This window comes from Neoroseomonas eburnea (assembly GCF_018129005.1).
Lineage (GTDB): Bacteria > Pseudomonadota > Alphaproteobacteria > Acetobacterales > Acetobacteraceae > Neoroseomonas > Neoroseomonas eburnea.
Map to the genome: position 1 here is coordinate 1 of NZ_JAAEDL010000056.1, position 19,395 is coordinate 19,395.

The following is a 19,395-nucleotide window of genomic DNA, read 5'->3' on the forward strand; positions in this document are numbered from 1 at the left end:
GGTCGGCAGGCCCGGCGCCGGCGCCGCATGCGCAGCGGCGGCGGCGGCCAGCGCGGCGATGCCCGGCCGCAGCGCGGCGAGCGCATCCTCGAGCGGCTGGGCCGGCGCGCCGAGCAGGTCCTGCGCCGAGGCCTCCTGCAGGCGCCGCAGCGACAGCAGGGCGGAGAGCCGCGTCTCGGCAGGCGCCTCGGCGCCGTCGATCGCGTCGCAGGCGGTTTCAAGGCCGAAGGCCTCGCTGGCGAGCAGCGCGGCGCGGCAGGCGGCGACCGGGTCGGCGCCCGTCGTCAGCCGGCCGATGCCCGCGCAGCCGAGGCGGTTGGCGACGGCATTGGCGACGATGGTCGCCACCAGGTCGCGCCGCAGCCGGTGGCGCTCGATGTAGGCGGCGTAACGCTCCTGGAGCGGCTTCGGGAAATACGCCATCAGCGCGGGCAGCAGGGCGGGCTCGTCGGGAAGGTCGGAATCGCCCAGCGCCTCGGTCAGCCAGAGCTTGGCGAAGGGCAGCAGGGCGGCGATCTCGGGCCGCGTCAGCGCGTCTCCGGCGGCGATGCGGCGCGCCATGGCGGCGGAATCCGGCAGGCCGGCGACGGCGCGGTCAAGCAGCCCGGCCTTCTCCAGCCGGTCCATCAGCTCGGCCTGGGCGGGCAGGTCCTCGGCGCCGCCGAGCTGGTCGAGCGAGACGGCGAGGGATTGCTGCGCATTGTCTCGCAGCACCAGCGCCGCGACCTCGTCGGTCATCTCGCGCAGCAGCTCGTCGCGGGCGCGGCGGGTCAGCACGCCTTCGGCCTCGGCGTCGGCGAGCAGGATCTTGATGTTCACCTCGTGGTCGGAGGTGGAGACGCCGGCGGAGTTGTCGAGCGCATCGGTGTTGATGTGGACGCCCTGCCGCGCCGCCTCGATGCGGCCGGCCTGGGTGACGCCGAGATTGGCACCCTCGCCCACGACCTTGGCGCGGATGTCGCGCCCGTCGACGCGGATGGCGTCATTGGCGCGGTCGCCGGCATCGGCGTGGGATTCGGTGCTCGCCTTCACATAGGTCCCGATGCCGCCGAAATAGAGCAGATCGACTTCCATGCGCAGGATGGCCTGCATGATGGCGGCGGGCTCGGCGCGTTCGGCATCGATGCCGAGCATGGCGCGCGCCTGAGGCGAGAGCGGCAGCGTCTTGGCGTTGCGCGGGAAGACGCCGCCGCCCTCGCTGATCAGCCGCGCCTCGTAGTCGGCCCAGGAGGAACGCGGCAGGCGGAACAGCCGTTCGCGCTCGGCATAGGACGCCTCCGTATCCGGGTCGGGGTCGAGGAAGATGTGGCGATGGTCGAAGGCCGCGCGCAGCCGTGTCTTGCGGGAGACGAGCAGCCCGTTGCCGAAGACGTCGCCCGACATGTCGCCGACGCCCACCATGTCGAAGGGCGCATCCTGCACGGAACGGCCGAGCACTTCCTGGAAATGCCGGTCGATCATCACCCAGGCGCCGCGCGCGGTGATGCCCATGCCCTTGTGGTCATAGCCGGCAGAGCCGCCGGAGGCGAAGGCATCCCCCAGCCAGAAGCCGTATTCGGCGGACAGGCCGTTGGCGATGTCGGAGAAGGTCGCGGTGCCCTTGTCGGCGGCGGCGACGATATAGGGGTCGTCCCCGTCGCGGCGGATGATGTCCGGCGGCGTGACGACGTCCGTGCCGCGATAGTTGTCCGCCAGGTCCAGCATGCCGCGCACGAGCATGCGGTAGCAGGCGACGCCCTCGGCCTGGAAGGCTTCGCGGTCGGTCGGCGGCGGCGGGTGCTTCAGCACGAAGCCGCCCTTGGCGCCGGTCGGCACGATGATGACGTTCTTGAGCCGCTGCGCCTTCATCAGCCCGAGGATCTCGGTGCGGAAATCCTCCCGCCGGTCGGACCAGCGGATGCCGCCGCGTGCGACCGGGCCGGCCCGCAGGTGGCAGCCTTCCATGCGCACCGAATGGACGAAGATCTCGCGCCAGGGGCGCGGGGCCGGCATCTCGCCCGCCGCCGCGCTGTCCAGCTTGAAGGCCAGGTAGTCCTTCCCCTGGAAGAAGTTGGTGCGCAGCATCGCATCGAGCAGCACGCGGCAGCGCGACAGGATGCGGTCCTCGTCCGGATTCTCGACACGCTCCAGCAGGGCGGTCCAGGCCGCGAGAAGCGCCGTCTCGTCGCGGTCCGCCGCGGCCGGGTCGAAGCGGCGATGGAACAGCTCCACCAGCAGCCGCGCGGCCTGCGGATGCGCGGCCAGCGCCGCTTCCACGGAGGCCTGGGCGAAGGGGAAGCCGACCTGCTTGAGCCAGCGGAACATCGCCCGCAGCAGCCAGCATTCCCGCCATTCGAGCCCTGCGCGCAGCACCAGACGATTGAAGCCGTCCGCCTCCGCCGCGCCGTCGAGCAGCGCGCCGAGCGCGCCGAGGATCTCGTCGAAGCGGTCCTCCGGGCAGTCGGCGCCGGCGTCGAGGCGATAGACGTGCAGCACCACTTCCGGCGCGCCGGCGGGCGTCAGGTGGTGCGGCTGCTCCTCGATGGCACGAAGGTCGAGACTCTCGAACAGCGGCAGCGCATCGGCGAGCGGCAGAGGCCCGCCTGGGCTCGCGAGGCGCAGCGTCAGTTCGCGCGGCCCGGCGCCGGGCGCGCGGCAGAGGTCGGCGCGCGGCCGTCCCGCGGCCAGCGCCCGCTCCGCGAGATGGAGGTCCGCCACGCCTTGCGCCGCGGTCGCGGTTTCACGGTAGGCGGCGGGGAAGGCGTCGCGCCAGCGGGCGAGCGCCGTCGCCGCCTCGGCTTCGCCCTGCGCGGCGGCCAGCGCCTCGGACAGGCGGTCGGCGAAGCCGCGGGCCGCCTGGGCGACGGTGGCCTCCAGCGCCGCCGTATCGACCGCCGGCACGGCGCCCGGCGTGGTCGCGACGATGTAGTGCACCCGCGCCAGCGGGGCGTCACCGAGCGCGATGTAGACGGCGGAAAGCCGCCCGCCATAGGCGCGCGCCACCATCTGTCCGGCGCGCTCGCGCAGCCTGGTGTCGAAGGTGTCGCGCGGCAGCCAGGCGATGGCGGAAACGAAGCGCTCGAAGGGATCGTGGCGCACCACCAGCGCGGCGCGCGGGCGGATGGTCAGGTCCAGCGCGCGGCGCGCGCCTTCGAGCACGGCGGCTTCCGGCGCCTGGAACAGCTCGTCGCGCGGCCAGGTGTCGAGGATGTTGCGCAGCGCGCGCCCGTCGTGGCTCTCGGCCTCGACGCCCGCCATCTCCAGGATGCGTTCGACCTTGCGCCGCAGGAAGGGGATGGAGCGCGGGTTGCGGTTGTAGGCCGAGGCGGCGAAGAGCCCGAGGAAGATCCGCCCGCCCACCACGCGCCCCTGCCCGTCGAAGATGCGCGTCGCCACGACGTCCGCATGCTGCGGGCGGTGGACCGTCGATCGCATGTTCGCCTTGGCGACAGTCAGCGGAGTGGGGTCGGCGAGGGCGATGCGCACCGCCGGCGGCACGGACGACAGGTCGCGCAGCGCGTCGAAGACCGGCACGGCGGGATTGGCGAGCAGGCCGAGATTCTCCTCCGCCACCATCGCCAGGGCTGCGCCTTCGGCCATGGTGAAGCGGCGATGGCCGAGCAGGACGAAGTTCTCCTCGGTCAGCCAGCGCAGGAAGGCGGCGGCCTCCTCGCCCTCCGACCCGCCGGCGGCGACCTCGCCCTCGGCGCCCTGCAGCAGCGCCAGCATGGCGGGGAAAGCCGTGGTGGCGGCGCGTACATCGGCCATGGCGTGGACAAGCGCGGCCTCGATCGCCCCAAGCCCCCCGGCGGTGCGCGCCGGCGTGCCCGAGAGCACCGCCCCGGCGGCGCCGAGCGTCACGCGCATCATGCTCTCCCGCGCCGGGGCGACGGGATCGAGCGCCGCGAGCCGCCCCGACGCGTCGCGGCGGACGCGCAGGATCGGGTGCAGCAGGCTGGTCACCGGCCGCCCGTGGAGCGCGAGCGCGGCGAGGACCGAATCGACCAGGAAGGGCATGTCGTCGTTGACGACCTCGGCCACCGCGCGGGGGCCGGTGCCCGGGCCGGGGGGCAGGATGCGCACCTTGGCGGTGCCGGGCGGGCGCTCGGCGGCAAAGGAGAACAGGCTGGCGGCGGCGGCGGCCAGCGCCTCGGGCGGTTCGGCGGCGAGTTCGGCGGTCGGCACGGCGGCGTGCAGGGCCCGGAGCAGGGCCGCGGCATCGGGGGGCAGGGCGGGGGCGAGCCGCGCCAGGGCCTCCTCGGCGGCGCGCAGGACCTCCTCCCGCGTGGTGTCGCGCCCGTCGGCCATGTCGTTCGCCATTGCGTTGCCTCCGCCCTTCGCCGGGGCGGGAGCCTGCGCCCCGCCCCCGGTCGCGTCCAGCGCGCCGCATCGCCGCCCGCCACCGCAGCTTGACCCTGACGCGATCGCCGCGCCGTGGCTAGGATAGCCGACATGAAGATGACGTTGCAGGACCTGCTCGCGCCGATCACGCCCGAGCGCTTCTTCGCCGAGCACCATGACCGCGCGCCGCTGCACATCCAGGGGCCGCCCGACAAGTTCGCGCAGGTGCTGGACTGGGCGGGCATCAACCGCCTGCTCTCGATGACGCATATATGGTCCGAGGCCAGCTTCCGCCTGGTGATGGACAGCGTCCCGGTGCCGCCGGCGCAGTACAGCGTGCGCGCCACCTCGCGCGACAATGCGCCGGTGCTGCAGCCGGTCGCCGCCAAGGTGCAGGACTGGGTCCGGCGCGGCGCCTCGGTGGTGATGAACGACGTGGACAGCCTGACGCCCGGCCTCGCCGCGGTGTCCGGCGCGCTGGAGGACGCCGGCCTCGGCAAGGCGCAGGCCAACGTCTACATCTCCTTCCAGTCGCACAAGGCCTTCCATTCGCACTACGACACGCACGACGTCTGGGCCGTGCAGGTGGAAGGCGAGAAGACCTGGAACATCTGGGAGGGCCGCGCCGAGTGGCCGATCCCGCACCAGGTCTTCCGCAGCCAGACCCAGGAGCATCACGACAGGGCGAAGGGCGCGCTGCGCGGGAAGGTGACGCTGCGCAAGGGCGACGTTCTCTACCTGCCGCGCGGCTGGTACCACGACGCGCTCGCCGAGGCGCCGAACTCCGTCCACATCGCCTACGGCGTGCACGCGCCGCTGGGGATGGACCTCCTCAACATCCTCATGGAGCGCGCGATCTATGATGCGGAATTCCGCAAGCCCCTGCCGCGGCAGGACGGCAGCGCGGCGGGGAAATACGCGCTGGCGCAGCGCGCGGCGCTGCTCGGCGCGCGGCTGGCGGACCTCGCCCGCGACCCCAAGGTGATCGAGGTGCTGGAAGGCTTCGTGCGCGACTACCGCTTCCAGCGCGGCGGCTACGACCTGCTCGCCGCGCGCGGGGAGGTCGCGGAGGCGCCCGCGGCGGCGGCCGCGCCCCCTGCCCTGCACGACGGCCCCACCTTCCGCGTCGCCGGGGAGGCGCGGCCGGTGCGGCGCGGCACCGAGTTCGGTCTCAAGACGCCCGCGGGCGTCATCGCCATGACCTATGGGGAGGTCGAGGCCACGGCCTGGATCCTGACCCGCCCGGCGGTGACCGAAGCGGCGCTGCGCGCGGCCTATCCGGGGGTCGATGCGCCGGGACTCATCGGCCGGCTGCACGAGGCCGGGGTGCTGGCGGCGCCATGATCCGGCTGGCGGCCTTCCTGGCGCTGATCGCCGCGCCGGCCATGGCGCAGCCGCGCGCCTTCAACTGCGTCGGCGCCGAGCAGATCGAGGACGACGTCTTCTCCGTGCCCTTCGCCCGTGGCAATGCGCGCATCACCGAGGCCGCGCGCTCCGCTCTCGCGGCGGCGGAGGAGGCGCTGCGCGCCGAGCCCGGCCGCGTCGCCTGCCTGCTCGGCCATGCGGGGCAGGAAGGCGGCGCCACCACATCCATCCGGCTGGCGGCCGAGCGCGCGCGGGCGGTGGCCGATGCGCTTTCGGCGCGCGGCATCGAGCGCGACCGGCTGCGGGCGGAAGCGCGCAGCGCGCAGTTCAGCCCGCGCGTGCGCTCGGCCGAGCCGCCGTCGCGGACGGTCACGATCGTGGTGCTGCCGGCGCCCTGAGGGCGTCGGCGAGGAAGCCGGAGGGGCCTTGCCCCTCCGAACCACCCCACCAAAGGCCGAAAGGCCTTTGGAAACCATCACCTGGCGCCGGACGGCGCAGGCATTCCGGATCGTCCCACGAGCGTCGTGCGCAAACGCGGCCATCGGCGCGGCTCCCCGCCGTGGTGCGCCGTGCCCGGTTCCGGTTTCCAAAGGCCTTTCGACCTTTGGCGGGGAGAGTTTGAGAGGGGGCGGAGCCCCTCTCACCCCCCTTGCGGCATGCTACGACCCAACCCCTGACCGCGCCGCCGCCGCTCCCGGAGATCCCCGATGCCGCTGATCGACTACGCCGATGCCTCGCCCGAGGTCCGTGCCGTCTACGATGACATCAAGGCGACGCGTGGCGTGCCGGACGTCAACAACTTCTGGAAGGCGCTGGCGGTGCATCCGCCGACGCTTGCGCGTACCTGGGCGAGTCTCAGGCAGGTGATGGCGCCGGGCGCGCTCGATCCGCTCACCAAGGAGATGATCTACCTCGCCGCCTCGGCCGCCGCCGGGTGCGCCTATTGCATCGCCTCGCACACCGCGGCGGCGAAGGCGAGGGGCATGACGGAGGCGATGCATGGCGAGTTGCTCGCCGTGCTCGGCATGGCGGCGGAGACCAATCGACTCGCGGAAACGCTGGGGGTTCCAGTCGACGAAGCGTTCCGATAAAGAATCAAGGCACACTGTGCCTTTTTTGCCGGAATCTTCGCCGCGGCGCTTGCGCGGCCCGCCCGGCCACCCGCATCCTTGCGGCCCGACGCCCCCGAAAGGCCCTTCATGCGTCTGCCTTCCCTGGCGATCGTCGCCTGTCTGCTCCTGGCACCCCTCGTTGCCACCGCGCAGCCGGCCCAGCGCGGCACGAACCCCACCCCGCGCGAGCGGGAAGCCACCATCGTCAACCAGTCCGGCCAGACCCTGCGCGAGCTCTACGCCGCCATCCCGGGCGCCGAGGCCTTCGGGCCCGACCTGCTCGGCGCCGACACGGTGCCCGACCGCGGCTCCTTCCGCGCCCGCATCGCCGGCGCCGAGTGCCTGCTGGAATTCCGCGCCGTCTTCCAGGACGGCACCGAGGAACGGAAGCGCCAGAACATCTGCCAGACGCGCCGCGTGCAATTCGGCGATCCCGCCGTGCCGCTGCGCGAGGCGACCATCCGCAACGAGACCGACATCACCGTGCTGCAGGTCTTCGCCGCGCCACCCGCCGCCGCCGGCCGCGGACCCGACCGGCTGGGCGAGAACGTCGTCGAGGCGGGGCGCGAATACCGCATCCGCCTCGGCCGCACGCGCGACTGCGTCTTCGACGTCATCGCGGTGTTCGAGGACGGCGAGGAGGAGACGCGCGCCGCCGTCAATCTCTGCCGCGAGCCGCGCGTCACCTTCGGCGATCCCAATGCGCCGCGCCGCGAGGCGCGTGTGACCAACGGCGCCGACCGCACCATCCGCGAATTCTACGCCTCCGCCCGCGCACCCCTGGCCTGGGGGCCGGACCGGCTGGGCACCGACGTGCTGCCGCAGGGCGGCAGCATCACGCTGCGCCTGCGCGGCGCCGCCTGCCTGTGGGACCTGCGCGCCGTCTACGACGACGAGGCGGAGGAGGTGAAGCAGGGCGTCGACCTCTGCACGACTCGGGACGTCACCTTCGACGGTTCCGGCGCGCCCCGCCCGCCCGAACGCCGCGTCATGCTGGTGAATCGTCACGGCGCCATGGTGCAGGAGGTCTATCTCTCCGGCAGCGCGGAGGAGGATTGGGGCCCCGACCGGCTCGGCGAGGAGGTGCTGCCGCGCGGCCAGCGGCGGGAGGTTTCGGCCAGGCTCCGCGAGTGCGAGGCCGATCTGCGCATCGTCTTCGAGGAACGCCGCGCGGCCGAGGAACGGGCGAGCATCAACCTCTGCGAGGTCGGGGTCATCGTGCTGCGGCCAGGCTGGACGCTCGCCGAACGGATGGACGAGGGCGAGGCGGCCGACACCGGCCCGCGGCCCGGCAGCGTCCGTCTGCGCAACCTGGCCGACGTGCCGGTGGCGGAACTCTACGCCGATGCGCCGGGCTCGCCGCGCGGGCCCGACCGGCTTGGCCGCACCGTGCTCGGCGCAGGGGAGACGCTGGACTTCGCCCCGCCCGAAGGCGTGCCCTGCCGCGTCGACCTGGTGGCGGTCTTCCGCGACGGGCGGGAAGTGACGCTGGTCGATACCGACATCTGCGCCGGGGTGGAGCTGGCGCTGCAATGAGGCACCTGCTGCTCGCCGCCACCCTGCTGGCGGCCGCGCCGGCCGCGGCGCAGGGGGTGCCGGAGCCGCTGCGCGGCACCTGGGCCGCGGGCGAATGCGCCGCACCCACCGCGCTGCTCCATGTGACCGCGCGCAGCCTGGCGCGGCTGCCGGCCGACGGGCCGGCACGCCTGATGCGCTTCCGACGCCTGCGCGAGCAGGGCGGCTGGACCTTCGGGATCGGCGGCGGAGCGGAGGCGCCGCGCGTGCTGCTGCGCGCGGCAGGCGATGCGCTCGAAACCATCGAGCCCGACGCCAAGACGCGCGACGACCGCCTGCCCGATGCGACGCCGCCGGTGCGCTGGCGTCGCTGCGCCGCGCCGCCGCCTTCGCTTGCAGTGCTGAACGGGGAGGGGCTCGCCTTCCTCGCCGCGCTGGAACGGATGGAGGCGGCCTGCCAGACCGGTACCACGGAGCCTTGCATCGCCGCAGTCGTGGCGGAGGGGGATGTTTCCGGCGACGGGCGGCTCGGTGTCGCCGAGGTTGCGCGCCTGCTGCGCGGCGCCGCATGGGCGATGGCGGCCCAGGAAGGCGCGGAGCCGGAGGGACTCGTCGTCGCCGCGGGGTTGGGCGGGTTGGCCGCGCTGGCTGCCGCGCGGCTGGTGGTGGAAGGGCTGGACTACGACGGCGACGGGCGGCTTTCCGCCGTCGAACTCGGGCAGGACCGGATCGCCTATCCGCCGGGAGTCGGTGCCGCGGGCGGAACGCCGCTCGCGCTCGAGGCGCTCGGCGAAGGCGCGGGGCTGTTGCGGGCGCTGCTGGAACGGGCGGCGGAGAACTAGGCGGCAGGGGGCGGCGAGGCTCCGCTCGGGGGCGCCGCCCCCGAAACCCCAGTCCGATGGCAGGGCCACTCGGACCACCTTGCTGAGGGGACCGGCGGTGCGGTGGGAGTGGTGCCGGGGCGGAACGGTAATTTCGCCTGACGGTTTATGAATCAGAGTGATATTCTCGCGTTGTGCGAAGCCTTTCCTTCCCATGCCTGCTTCTGCTCGCCGCCTGCGGCGAGGTCACCGGCGCCGACCTGCTGCGCGCGGCGGTCTGGCCGATCCCGCTGCCGGACTCGCTCTTCGCCGCGGCACCGACCGAACGCGAGGCCGAATGGGACGCGCCGGCTGCCGATCCAGCCCTGGGGGAGCCGGCCCTCGCGCTCTCGCTCGGCCGACGTCGCGGTGTCGCGACGCTGGTGCAGGAGGAAGGCGAGCGCCGCCTCTGGCGCACCTCCGGCGGGGTGGTCGTGGCGACCGAGGGCGCCCGCGTGGTGGCCACCGCCGGGCTGCGCCAGGTGCTCGCGGCGACGCGCTTCGAGGGTGTCGATCCGCTGGCGCGCCTGCCGGAGATCGGCGCCGAGGAGTGGCGCGGGACGCGGGTGGTGGATGTGATGCGCTCGGCCAGCGACCCGGCGCGGATGCGCTTCGGGCTGCGGCTCGACTGCCGTCTGCGCGCCGCGCCGGCCGAGGCCGAGGACACCCTTCTGGTCGAGGAATCCTGTCGCGGTGCCGCCCGCTTCACCAACCGCTTCTGGGCCGATGCGCGGTCCTACGCGGTGTTCCGCTCCGAGCAGTGGGTCGGCGAGGGTTTGCCGCCGCTGGTGGTGGAGGTGCTCTCCGCCCCCGCCGCGCCGGCCGAGGTCATCCCGCTGACCAGGTGAGCCCCGCGCGCCGGACGCGCCGCGCGACGATGCCGAGCCAGGCGAGCTGCACCGCCAGCGCCGGCAGCGCCACCAGCGGCTTCGCCCCCGGCGGCAGGTGCAGGAACAGCGCCACCAGCGCGCCGTGGAACAGCACGAAGCCCCAATGCACCGCCGCGACGGTGCGGACGCCGAGGCCACTGCGCTGCGCCATCTGGTACAGGTGCGTCCGGTGCGCCGCGGCCACGCGCTCCCCGGCCAGCGCGCGGCGGACCAGCGTGAAGGCGGCATCGAACAACAGCCCGAAGAGCAGAAGCGGCACGATCAGGAAGGAAATCTGCGCCGCGTCGAACCCCGCCGCCGCCACAGCCAGCACCGCCATCACGAAGCCGAGGAACTGGCTGCCGACATCCCCCATGAAGATGCGCGCCGGGTGCAGGTTGAAGGGCAGGAACCCGGCCAGCCCCGCCGCCAGCAGCAGCGCCGCGGCATAGACGAACCAGCCGCCCTGGTCCCCCGCGACGACGCAGAGGATCACCGCCGCCAGGAACACCGAGCCGCCCACCAGCCCGTCCAGCCCGTCCATGAAATTCAGCGCGTTCGTGCAGCCGACGATCCAGAACAGCGTCAGCGGCACGCCCACCCAGCCGAGCGGCACCTCGCCCAGCCAGGGCAGCGCCACCCGGTCGAGCACCAGCCCGCTGCCGATCGCCACCAGCGCCGCCGCCGCCTGCGCCGCGAGCTTCACGGCGAAGCGCAGGTCCTTCATGTCGTCCCACAGCGACACGCCGGCGATGGCGATCGCCGCGCCGATCACGCCGAGGAACTGCGGCGGCGGCAGCCGCGCGAAGGCCGCGCCGGCATAGAGCACCGCCATCCCCACCACGAAGGCGAGCACCACCCCTACGCCACCGCCGCGCGGCGTCGGACGGGTATGGGACGACCGCGCATTGGGATGGTCGAGGATCGGCCAGGCGATCATCAGCCGCACCACCGCCGCGGAAAGCAGCGCCAGACCGGCGGCGAAGGCGAGATGCCTCAGGACGGCTTCGAGGAGCATGGGCGGCGGGGCTATGCCCCGGGACGGCGGTGGCGTCCAGCGGGGAAGGACGCGGCGGGGGGAGGGCGCTGCCCTCCCCGGGCCCCACCCGCCAGAGGCCGAAAGGCCTCTGGACACCATGAGATGGGCGGTTGGAGGGAGAGGCGTTGCAGCCGCTTCCACCTCGGCGGTTGCTGCGTGCCCCTCCCTCCAACGGCCCACGTAACGGGTTCCAAGGGCCTTTCGGCCTTTGGTGGGGGGAGGTCCGGAGGGGGGCAAAGCCCCTCTCCGGCGTCTCTCATGCCAGCGGCCGCTATTCGCGACCGTTGGCATGATGCTTTTCGTGCCCTCGGACGCCGGGCGCAAACCTCCAGTTTGCTTGGCTTCGCCGGACCACATTCGCGGCCTCGGCGCGAGTCAAGAACTCGTGCCGCTCGTATCACCGCGTGAACCACCCCGCCCCCCGACGCAGCGCGTCCTCCCGCCCGTCCCGCGTCACCTCCCACAGCGGGTTGTCCACTGCCAGCCGCTGCCCGCCGTCGCGCTGCGTCGGCCGGATCACCGTGCCGATCGAGGAGCGGCTCTGCACCCCGAACAGGTCGAGCGGCACGCGGATGAAGATCCCCTTGTCGAAGGAGCCCTCGCCGAAGCGCGCGGCGGACACGTCGGTGAAGGTGGCGAAGGCGCCGACCTCGATGCCGGAATCGAAGCGTCGCGCCACTTCGACCGTCCCGCCCCAGTCCCCCGCGAGGTACCGCCCGCCACGAATCGTCGTCGTCAGGTTCCACCACGGCAGGTCGAGATACAGCGACGCATGGCCCGTGGTGACGCGGTAGTCGCGCAGCCCGAAGCGCTGGTCGTAGTCGCGCTGCGCCACGTAGTTGACATCGAGGCCGATGGCGAACGGGCTTTCGCGCGGCCGCCACAGCACCTCGCCGGAGATTCCGGCGAACATCGGCTCCAGATAGCCTGCCGTCGCGCGCGCGAAGACATCCGGTGCGGGCGACCACATGCGCTCCGCATAGAGCGTCGGGATCGCCAGGTTGCGGCCTTCCTCGGCATAGAGCGCGTAGTCGGTGCGCACATGCGGCAGCACGGAATCGGATGGTGCCGCGTCGTCCAGGTTCTGCGCCGCCACCTGCGCGACGCTGCCCGCGAACGAGACGCCGAGCCCGAGGTCGAGCCGCACACCGCCAGCCACCGCCGCCTGGTAGAGCAAGGTGCGGGACGGGTCGCCGAGCACCACCCGCACCCGCGGCTCGATGCTCCAGTCGAGGAAGGGGCCGCGCGCCCGGGCCGCATCCTCGAAGGGATCGCCCGGGGCCATCAGGATGGCGGTGGCGAAGATCTCCTCGGCGCTGCCATGGCCGCGCGCGGCGGCTTCGATCGCGGATCGCAGCACCATCAGCCGCGCGATCTCGACCCCGTCGCGCGACCAGGCGATGACGACGCGCTCCACCTGGCGCGGCAGATATGGCTGCGCGGCGCGCACCACCCGGCCGGCCACCTGCGCCAGCGTGCGGTAGCGGCCGCCGGAGACGGCGATGCGCGCTTCCTCCCCCTCGATCGCGACGGCGGTGCCGCGCAGCCCGGCCTCGCGCAGCGCGGCGAAGATGCGCGGTGCCGCCTCCTGTGCCTCGGCCGAGCCGCCCTCCGGTCGTGCCGCCATGGCGGGGGGCGCCGGCAGCGGCGCGCGCGGCGGGTCATACGGGTCCATGCGCAGCGAGGCGCGCAGCAGCAGGTCCGTGCCGTTCACCCAGTGCAGCCCGACATCGAGCCAGTCGTTCGACCATTGCAGCCCGGCATTCACGCGGCTCGCCGCATAGCCGCCGAGATTTGTCGTGTTCGCCGGATAGCCGCCGCGCTCGTCGCGCAGCCGGTCGCCGCTGAATTCCAGCTTCGCCCGCAGTCCGTCGAACACGCCCCAGGGCGTGTCCAGCGGCGGCACCGTCCATTCCACGCCGCCGAAGATCGAGATGTCCTCGCCGTGGAAATACGACCCCCAGCGCAGCGTTCCGCCTTCGCCCACATTGCGCCGACGATCGGCGAAGCTGTCCGAGATGTCCGTCAGCGGGTTGTTGCCGTCGGCATAGGTGCCGAGCCGCCCCCAGCCGATCCCCAGCGTGATGTCGAAATCCCAGAAGCGCTTCGAGGCGACGAGGTATTCCCCGCCATAGATCCCGGTTCCCGCGATGTCCTGGATGCCCACCGCCAGCGCCGGCCGCCAGTCGCGTTCCTCCCACAGCCGGATCTTCAGGTCGAAGGACCGGTCCGCGACCATGCCCGACCCCGTCGTGCCGTTGAGGCGCTGGCTCAGCCGGAAGGTGGTTTCGAGCCACGGCAAGGCCTGGAAGCCGAGGAACCAGAAGCCCCGCTGATGGCGCAGCGACGTGCCGGCCTCGACCGTGCCATCGGGCCGGAACCGCGCATTGCGCATCTCGATCAATCCGACCCCGCCGTAGTTCGAGCCCGTGCCCTCCACCACGCCGTCCTGGGCGCGGGCGGGGGCGGCCGTAAGCGGGAGGAGCGCCAGGAGGGCAAGGGCGCAGCGGGGGGCCAGCCCCCCGAACCCCCCGCCGGGGGGCCACCGCCCCCCGGACCCGGGGTGATTTGATGGCCCGTTGGGGGGAGGGGCATGGCGCGCCCGTCGTCGTGGCGGCGCAGACGAGCCCCTCCCCCCAACGGGCCATTCAGTTCTCGCGGGTCCGGGGGCACGTATGCCCCCGGCGTCCGGGGCCCATCGCAGATGCAGCGCATCTGCGATGGGGAGCCCGGGAGGGTTCGGGAGGGCAGAGCCCTCCCGACGCGCGCCCGCCATACCCGCTGCCTCCCCCGCCTACCGGTTCGCCTCGCGCGCGATCACGGCCAGCGCGGCGGCGGAGACGGAGACCTGCCCGAGGACCTGGGTGAGGTCGCGGACGAAGCCCCAGGTTTCGTAGGGGCTGGGGTCCTGCGGCACGACGACCAGGCTGCCCGGCGGCACGGGCGGCCCGCCCTGCTGCCAGGCGGAAAGGCCGGCCGCCGTGGATTGCCCGTTGGGCAACACGATGAAGGCGCGGGAGGCGTCGGCGAAGCGTTGCGTGCCGCCGGAGGCACGCACGTAATCCGAGGCGCGCCAGCCGGAACGGAACTGCAGCGAGCCCGGGTTGAGGACGGAGCCGACGACGGTCACCTCGTTGGGCCGCTTCGGCATGGCGATGACGTCGCCGGGTTCGAGCAATGCGTCGAGCTCGGGGCGGGCGGCGAGGATGACCGGGTTGGCCTCCACCACCATGCGGCCGGCGGCGCGCGCTTCGCGCAACGAATTGGCGAGCTCGCGCCCGGCGGTGATGGCGGAACCGAGGTCCACCGTGGCGCCGCGCGTGCCGGCGACGGCCTGGCCGGCGGCGACCTGGATCAGGCTGGTCTCGAGTTCGCGGGCGGTGCGCTGGAAGCCCTCCTGCTGGCGCTGGCGGACGGAGTCGCGGGTGAAGACGGCGCCATAGGGATAGGCCTGGGGTGTCAGCCCGCCGGCGCGGGCGATGACTTCGGACAGGCGCTCGCCGCGGCGGATGTCGTAGGTGCCGGGGCGGAGGAACTCGCCGACCAGGATGACCGGGCCGGTGTCGCGGTCGCCGAAGCCGCGCGGGATGCGGATGGTGTCGCGTGGCGAGAGGCGCACGGCCGCGAAGTTGCGGCTGGTGAGGTCGAGCCGCGTGCGGGCGAGCGGAATGGCGCCGGACTGGTCCGAGGGCTCGCGCGCGAATTCCACCACGCGCAGGTCGGCGGCGTCGGACAGCCCGCCGGCGGCGGCAATGACGGCGTCGAGCCCGGTGTCGTCCGTGATGGGGAACAGGCCGGGGGAGCGCGCCTCCCCGGTCAGCACCACGGCCTGGTCGAGCAGGAAGGCGGGCAGGTCGGGGTAGTCGAGCATCACCTGCGGGCAGGGTGCGTTGCCGATTTCGGGGAAGCCGGCGCCCTTGGCGTGGGCGAAGCGCTGCGCCGACCCACGGGAGGCCAGCGCGAGCGCCGTCAGCGCGGGGCAGTCGGCGGGCGGCGGTGCGGCAGCACCGACCGCGGCCGGCTGGAGCGGCGCGGCGGCGGGCGGCTCGCCGCGCAGGGCGCGCTGGACAGGGGCGGAGGTCAGCCAGGCGATGTCGGCGCGGGAGAAGACGACGACCTCGTCGCCTTCGCGCAGCGGCAGATTGGCGCGGCCTTCCAGCACGCGGCCGAGGTCGAAGGCGACGAAGTTGCGCTGCCCGGTGCGCGCATCCGCCCGCCAGACGACGCCGAGGCGGACATAGGGGTCGTTGCGCAGCAGCCTCCGGTCGGAGATCAGGCCGCGCAGCGTCTGGCTCTGCCGGCCGCCGGCGGCGGCGCGGGTGACGGGGACGGCGACGTGGCCGGCCAGGCGCACGGTGTTGGCGACGACGTCCGCGCCGGGCTGCACCAGCACCGCGTCGCCGCGGCGGACGGTGGAATTCGGCGCGAGCTCGGCGAAGGACCGCCGCCCGGCCCCGTCGTTCTGCTGCACCAGCAGGCGATTGCCGCCCGGGCGCATGGTGCCGCCCGCGAGCGTCAGCATGTCGCCCAGCGGCGCGCCCGCGGTGCGCGCCGGAAGTTCGTAGATGCCTGGGCGCGCGACGTCGCCGGCCACCGCCACCGTGCCGCCGACGGGGGGGATGATGATGCGGTCGCCCTCGCGCAGGGAGAGGTCGGCATCGCCAGGCGCGTCGGCGATGACGGCGTAGAGGTCCACCACGCGCCGCCCGCGCGGCCCCTCGACACGGATGGCGCGCAGCGAGCCGGTCTTGCGCACGCCCCCGGCGGCGGAAAGCGCGTCGAGCACGGTGGATAGCGCGTTCAGCCCCTGGAAGCCGGGCCGCAGCACCTCGCCGGCGACGAAGACGTTCATCTGCCGGACCTGGCCGATGGAGACGAAGACTTCCGACCCGCCGAGATCCCGCGTCGCCAGCCCTTCGAGATGCGCGCGCAGGTCCTTGAGGCTGCGCCCGGCGGCCGGGATCGGCGCGAGATCGGGCAGCAGCAGGTTGCCGTCGCGGCCGATGCGCAGCGTCAGCGTCTGCCGCGCGCGGCCACGGAAGGCGACGATCAGCTCGTCATCAGGGCCGAGGACATAATCCTCGGGCAGGGCGCCGAAGGTCGGGGTCGTGGCGGGGCCACCGCGGAATGTTTCGTAGCCGAACTGGCGCAGCGGCGGGCCTTCCAGCCGCGCGGCGAAGAAGGATTCGGCGGCCGATAGCGGATCCTCCGGCGCGATGGCGGGGGTGGGCGGGGGCTGGGCGGCGATCGTCGGGACCGGCGCCCCGCGCGGCAAGCCGGTGGGCGGGCCGCGCGTCGCTCCGGCGTCGAGCAGCCGCTGCAGCGCATCCTGCGCCGTCCCGGGCGGCAGCCCCGGCAGGGGCGTGCCATTCGGGAGCACCCCCGGCAGGGTGGGCGGCGCGAGGAAGGGCGAGCCGCCGGGCCCCGTCTGCGCAGACGCGCCGAAGCCCGCCAGCAGCGTACCGATCCCGCCGAGCAGGAGGAGCAAGGGACGGCAGCGGCGAGGTGGGCCGGACATCGGTGAGGTAGGGGCCTCCATGAAACGCAGGACGGCAAATTCAAGCGATATTTACAACCTATTGGTGATTCTGCCTATTGTCCTTTGTTCATCCGCGGAGGCCTGTCGTGACGAGAAGCGCCATCCTTGCCGGAAGCCTGCCGTCCCACCTCATGGCGGGCAGGCGCGCCGGCCGGGCTTGGCTGCTGGCGGATGCGGCCTGGCGGCTCGGCCCACGGGCCTGCGCACTCTATGCGTGGCACCGGCTGCGCTTGCGGGCCGGGCTCGCGCGGCAGGCGCTGGAAGGCGCGGCCTGGCCGGACGGACGGGCGCTGCCCGAGGCGGTGCCGATGGGCAGCGCCGGCCCCGCCCGGGCGGTGGCGCTGGCCCGGCAGGCGGAGGGCCTGGTCGCCGAGGGCTGGCACGGACCCTTCGACGCATACGTGCATGCGCTCGACCTCGACCTCTTCGCGCCGGGCGACATCCGTCCGGTGTGGGAGCGCAACCGGCTGCTCGCCCTGCCGCTGCTGGCGCTGGCGGCGCGGTGCGACCCGGCAGGCGGACACCTGGCGCGCGCCGAGGCGCTGTTCGCCGACTGGCGCGCCGCCAACCGGCCCTTCCTTGGCCCTGCCTGGGCCTGCGGCCAGGAAGCGGCGCTGCGCGCGCTGCATCTCTGCCTGGCGCTGGCGCTGCTCGAGGCCGACCGCGCGCCGTCCAAGGCGATGCGCGCCGTGCTCGCGGCGCATGCGCAGCGCATCGCCGCCACGCGCGCCTATGCCGCCGCGCAGGACAACAACCACGCGGTCAGCGAGCCGGCGGCGCTCTTCGTGCTCGGGCTGGTGCTGGGCGATGCGGCACTGGTGCGCAGAGGCGCGCGCGGGCTGGCGCGCGCAGTGGCGCGGCTGGTGGCGGCGGACGGCGCCTTCGCGCAGGCCTCGCCTGGCTATCACCGGCTGCTGCTCGACACGCTCGCGATCGCCGAGTGGTTCCGCCGCCGCCATGCCGCGCCGGAGTTTCCCGCGCCGTTCGCCGCGCGCGCCCGGGCCGCGACGCTGTGGCTGCATCGCGTCGCGGCGCCGGGGGGGGCGCTGCCGCGGGCCGGGGCAGGGGACGATTCCGCGCTGGGCGATCTCTCGCTGGGCGGTCCGCTCGATGCGCGCGGCAGCCTGGAGCGCGCGGCCCGGCTGTTCTGCGAGGCCAGCGCCGGCAGGCGTGACGATCCCGGCTGCGCGGCGCTTGGCCTCGCCTGCCCCGAGGCCCTGCTCCGCGGCACCGACGCCTGGCGCAGCGAGGGCTGGATGGGCGAATCCCGCGGCGCCCTCCGCGTCCTGCTGCGCAGCGGTGCGCCGCTGCGCTTCCGCCCGGCGCAGGCGGACCTGCTGCATATCGACCTCTGGCATGGCGATGACGCCGTGCTGCGGGATGGCGGTACCGGCGCCTACAACCCGCCGCCCGGATGCGCCTGGTGGACCGAAGCGCTCGCCGCGACCGCCGCGCACAACACCATCGAGTTCGACGGCGCATCGCAGATGCCGCGCCTGTCCCGCTTCCTCTACGCCCGCTGGCCGCGCTGCCGGGCCGTGCCGGGCGGCGCCGCGCTGCGCGACGCCTCCGGGCGCCGGCATGAACGGCGCTTCCGCCTGGAGGAAGCGCGCCTGACGGTGGAGGATCGCATCGCCGGCCCCTTCGCGCGCGCGGTGCTGCGTTGGCGCCTCGCACCGGGGGCGTGGCGTGTCGCGCAGGACGGCGCCGAGAGCGCCGGCCTGCGCGTTGCCGTGTCGGCCGATGCGCCCTGCCGCATCCGCCTGGCGCAGGGCTGGGAAAGCCCCGCCTATGGCGTGGTGGCGCCGGCGCCGGTGCTGGAATGCGTGGTGGCGGCGCCGGCCTCCCGCCTGGTCACGGTGGTGGAACTGCGCTGATGCCGCTGCCGCTCCTGCTGCGCGTGCTGTGGGGCTGGCGGCGGCGGATCGCCGTGACGGTGGCGGCGATCTGGGCGGGTGGCGCGGCGCTGGTCCTGCTGGCGCCGAGGGCGCATGTCGCGCAGGCGGTGGTGGCGCCGGCGGAGACCACCTCCTTCGCCGTCTCCTCGCTGCTCTCGCCCTCTCCCTTCGCGCCGGGCGGGCTGCTGGACACCCGGCCGACCGGCAACTTCGCGATCTATCTCGGCGCGCTGCGCTCGCCGGAGGCCGCGGCCATGCTGGCGCGCGAGACGACGCTGGCGGCGTCGCTGACCGAAACCCGCGCGGCGGGAGCGGGCGGCGCGCTGCGCGGTATCCTCGGCGCCGACCGCGCGGCGGACGCCGACGACGTGCTCGATTGGCTGGAGCGCAACCTCGCGGTGACGCAGAGCCTTGCCTCCGTCACCTGGACGCTCGAACTCGCCCATGCCGATCCGGCGCTGGCGCTCGGCATGCTCCGTCGCCTGCATGCCTTCGCCGAGGCCAAGGTGCGCGCCGACCTCGCCGAACAGGCGGCGCGCCGCGTCGCCGCGCTGGAGCGGCGGCTGGCACGCGAGAGCGACCTGTTCCTGCGCAACAGCCTCTACGAGCTGCTGGCGCAGCAGCAGCGCGCCGGGCTGGTGGTGGCGGCGGATGAGGCGGTGGCCGCGCGCCTCGTCTCGGCGCCGAGGGTCGAGGCGCGGCCCTCCCTGCCCAATCGACCGCTGCTGCTGGCGCTGCTTGCCCTGGCCGGGCCGATGGCCGTGCTGCTGGCGGCCGTCGCGCTGGCCCTGCTGCGGCACGATCCGATCGCCGCGGTGGCCGCCGCCGGCACGGCGGCGCCGCCCCTGCCGGCGCGGCGGCTGCCGCGTGAGCCGGTG

The 19,395-nt window shown here is 74.0% G+C and carries 12 protein-coding genes; 8 read left to right on the forward strand and 4 right to left on the reverse strand.

The window, feature by feature from the left end; all coding sequences use genetic code 11:
- The coding region (locus GXW74_RS26825) for an NAD-glutamate dehydrogenase (protein ID WP_246524229.1) at positions 1-4,299 on the reverse strand (4,299 nt) is incomplete at its 3' end.
- Positions 4,300-4,431: 132 nt separating this feature from the next.
- Between GXW74_RS26825 and GXW74_RS26830 the strand changes: the two genes are divergently transcribed.
- The 6 genes from GXW74_RS26830 to GXW74_RS26855 all read left to right on the forward strand — a co-directional run bounded on the left by GXW74_RS26830 (position 4,432) and on the right by GXW74_RS26855 (position 10,020).
- Positions 4,432-5,664: a cupin domain-containing protein gene (locus GXW74_RS26830; protein WP_211849883.1), complete on the forward strand. Its 1,233-nt coding sequence runs from the start codon at positions 4,432-4,434 to the stop codon at positions 5,662-5,664.
- A complete protein-coding gene (locus GXW74_RS26835) occupies positions 5,661-6,083 on the forward strand; it encodes an OmpA family protein (RefSeq protein ID WP_211849885.1) in 423 nt (140 codons plus the stop codon). The genes GXW74_RS26830 and GXW74_RS26835 overlap by 4 nt, the downstream gene beginning before the upstream one ends.
- A gap of 309 nt (positions 6,084-6,392) precedes the next feature.
- The gene (locus tag GXW74_RS26840) at positions 6,393-6,776 is read left to right on the forward strand and encodes a carboxymuconolactone decarboxylase family protein (RefSeq protein WP_211849887.1); all 384 of its coding nucleotides are present in this window, start codon (positions 6,393-6,395) and stop codon (positions 6,774-6,776) included.
- A 108-nt stretch (positions 6,777-6,884) separates the two neighbouring features.
- Positions 6,885-8,333, forward strand: coding sequence for a hypothetical protein (locus GXW74_RS26845; protein WP_211849889.1), 1,449 nt, complete (start codon positions 6,885-6,887; stop codon positions 8,331-8,333).
- Entirely contained in the window at positions 8,330-9,154 is an 825-nt protein-coding gene (locus GXW74_RS26850) for a hypothetical protein (protein ID WP_211849891.1), read from the forward strand. Before GXW74_RS26845 ends, GXW74_RS26850 begins: the two co-directional genes overlap by 4 nt.
- A 173-nt stretch (positions 9,155-9,327) precedes the next feature.
- On the forward strand, positions 9,328-10,020 hold the full coding sequence (locus tag GXW74_RS26855) for a YjbF family lipoprotein (protein WP_211849893.1): 693 nt from the start codon (positions 9,328-9,330) through the stop codon (positions 10,018-10,020).
- On the opposite strand, the gene GXW74_RS26860 is transcribed toward GXW74_RS26855, so the two are convergent.
- From GXW74_RS26860 to GXW74_RS26870, 3 genes are all read right to left on the reverse strand, one after another.
- Positions 10,001-11,059, reverse strand: a complete 1,059-nt coding sequence (locus GXW74_RS26860; RefSeq protein WP_211849894.1) for a glycosyltransferase family 4 protein — start codon at positions 11,057-11,059, stop codon at positions 10,001-10,003. The genes GXW74_RS26855 and GXW74_RS26860 overlap by 20 nt on opposite strands.
- Before the next feature lie 418 nt (positions 11,060-11,477).
- On the reverse strand, positions 11,478-13,520 hold the full coding sequence (locus GXW74_RS26865; RefSeq protein ID WP_338148348.1) for a YjbH domain-containing protein: 2,043 nt from the start codon (positions 13,518-13,520) through the stop codon (positions 11,478-11,480).
- A 354-nt stretch (positions 13,521-13,874) separates the two neighbouring features.
- Complete coding sequence (locus GXW74_RS26870) at positions 13,875-16,568, reverse strand: SLBB domain-containing protein (protein WP_246524230.1); 2,694 nt, start codon at positions 16,566-16,568, stop codon at positions 13,875-13,877.
- A gap of 137 nt (positions 16,569-16,705) precedes the next feature.
- On the opposite strand from GXW74_RS26870, the gene GXW74_RS26875 reads away from it, so the two are divergent.
- Together GXW74_RS26875 and GXW74_RS26880 are read left to right on the forward strand one after the other, a co-directional pair.
- Complete coding sequence (locus GXW74_RS26875; protein ID WP_338148349.1) at positions 16,706-18,496, forward strand: heparinase II/III-family protein; 1,791 nt, start codon at positions 16,706-16,708, stop codon at positions 18,494-18,496.
- The coding region (locus tag GXW74_RS26880; protein ID WP_211849899.1) for a hypothetical protein at positions 18,496-19,395 on the forward strand (900 nt) is incomplete at its 3' end. The genes GXW74_RS26875 and GXW74_RS26880, both read left to right, overlap by 1 nt.

Bases quoted from the DNA above. Each gene is read 5' to 3' on its own strand.
- GXW74_RS26860 (WP_211849894.1), bottom strand. From the start codon at position 11,059: ATGCTCCTCGAAGCCGTCCTGAGGCATCTCGCCTTCGCCGCCGGTCTG.
- GXW74_RS26830 (WP_211849883.1), top strand. From the start codon at position 4,432: ATGAAGATGACGTTGCAGGACCTGCTCGCGCCGATCACGCCCGAGCGC.
- GXW74_RS26845 (WP_211849889.1), top strand. From the start codon at position 6,885: ATGCGTCTGCCTTCCCTGGCGATCGTCGCCTGTCTGCTCCTGGCACCC.
- GXW74_RS26850 (WP_211849891.1), top strand. From the start codon at position 8,330: ATGAGGCACCTGCTGCTCGCCGCCACCCTGCTGGCGGCCGCGCCGGCC.
- GXW74_RS26840 (WP_211849887.1), top strand. From the start codon at position 6,393: ATGCCGCTGATCGACTACGCCGATGCCTCGCCCGAGGTCCGTGCCGTC.
- GXW74_RS26835 (WP_211849885.1), top strand. From the start codon at position 5,661: ATGATCCGGCTGGCGGCCTTCCTGGCGCTGATCGCCGCGCCGGCCATG.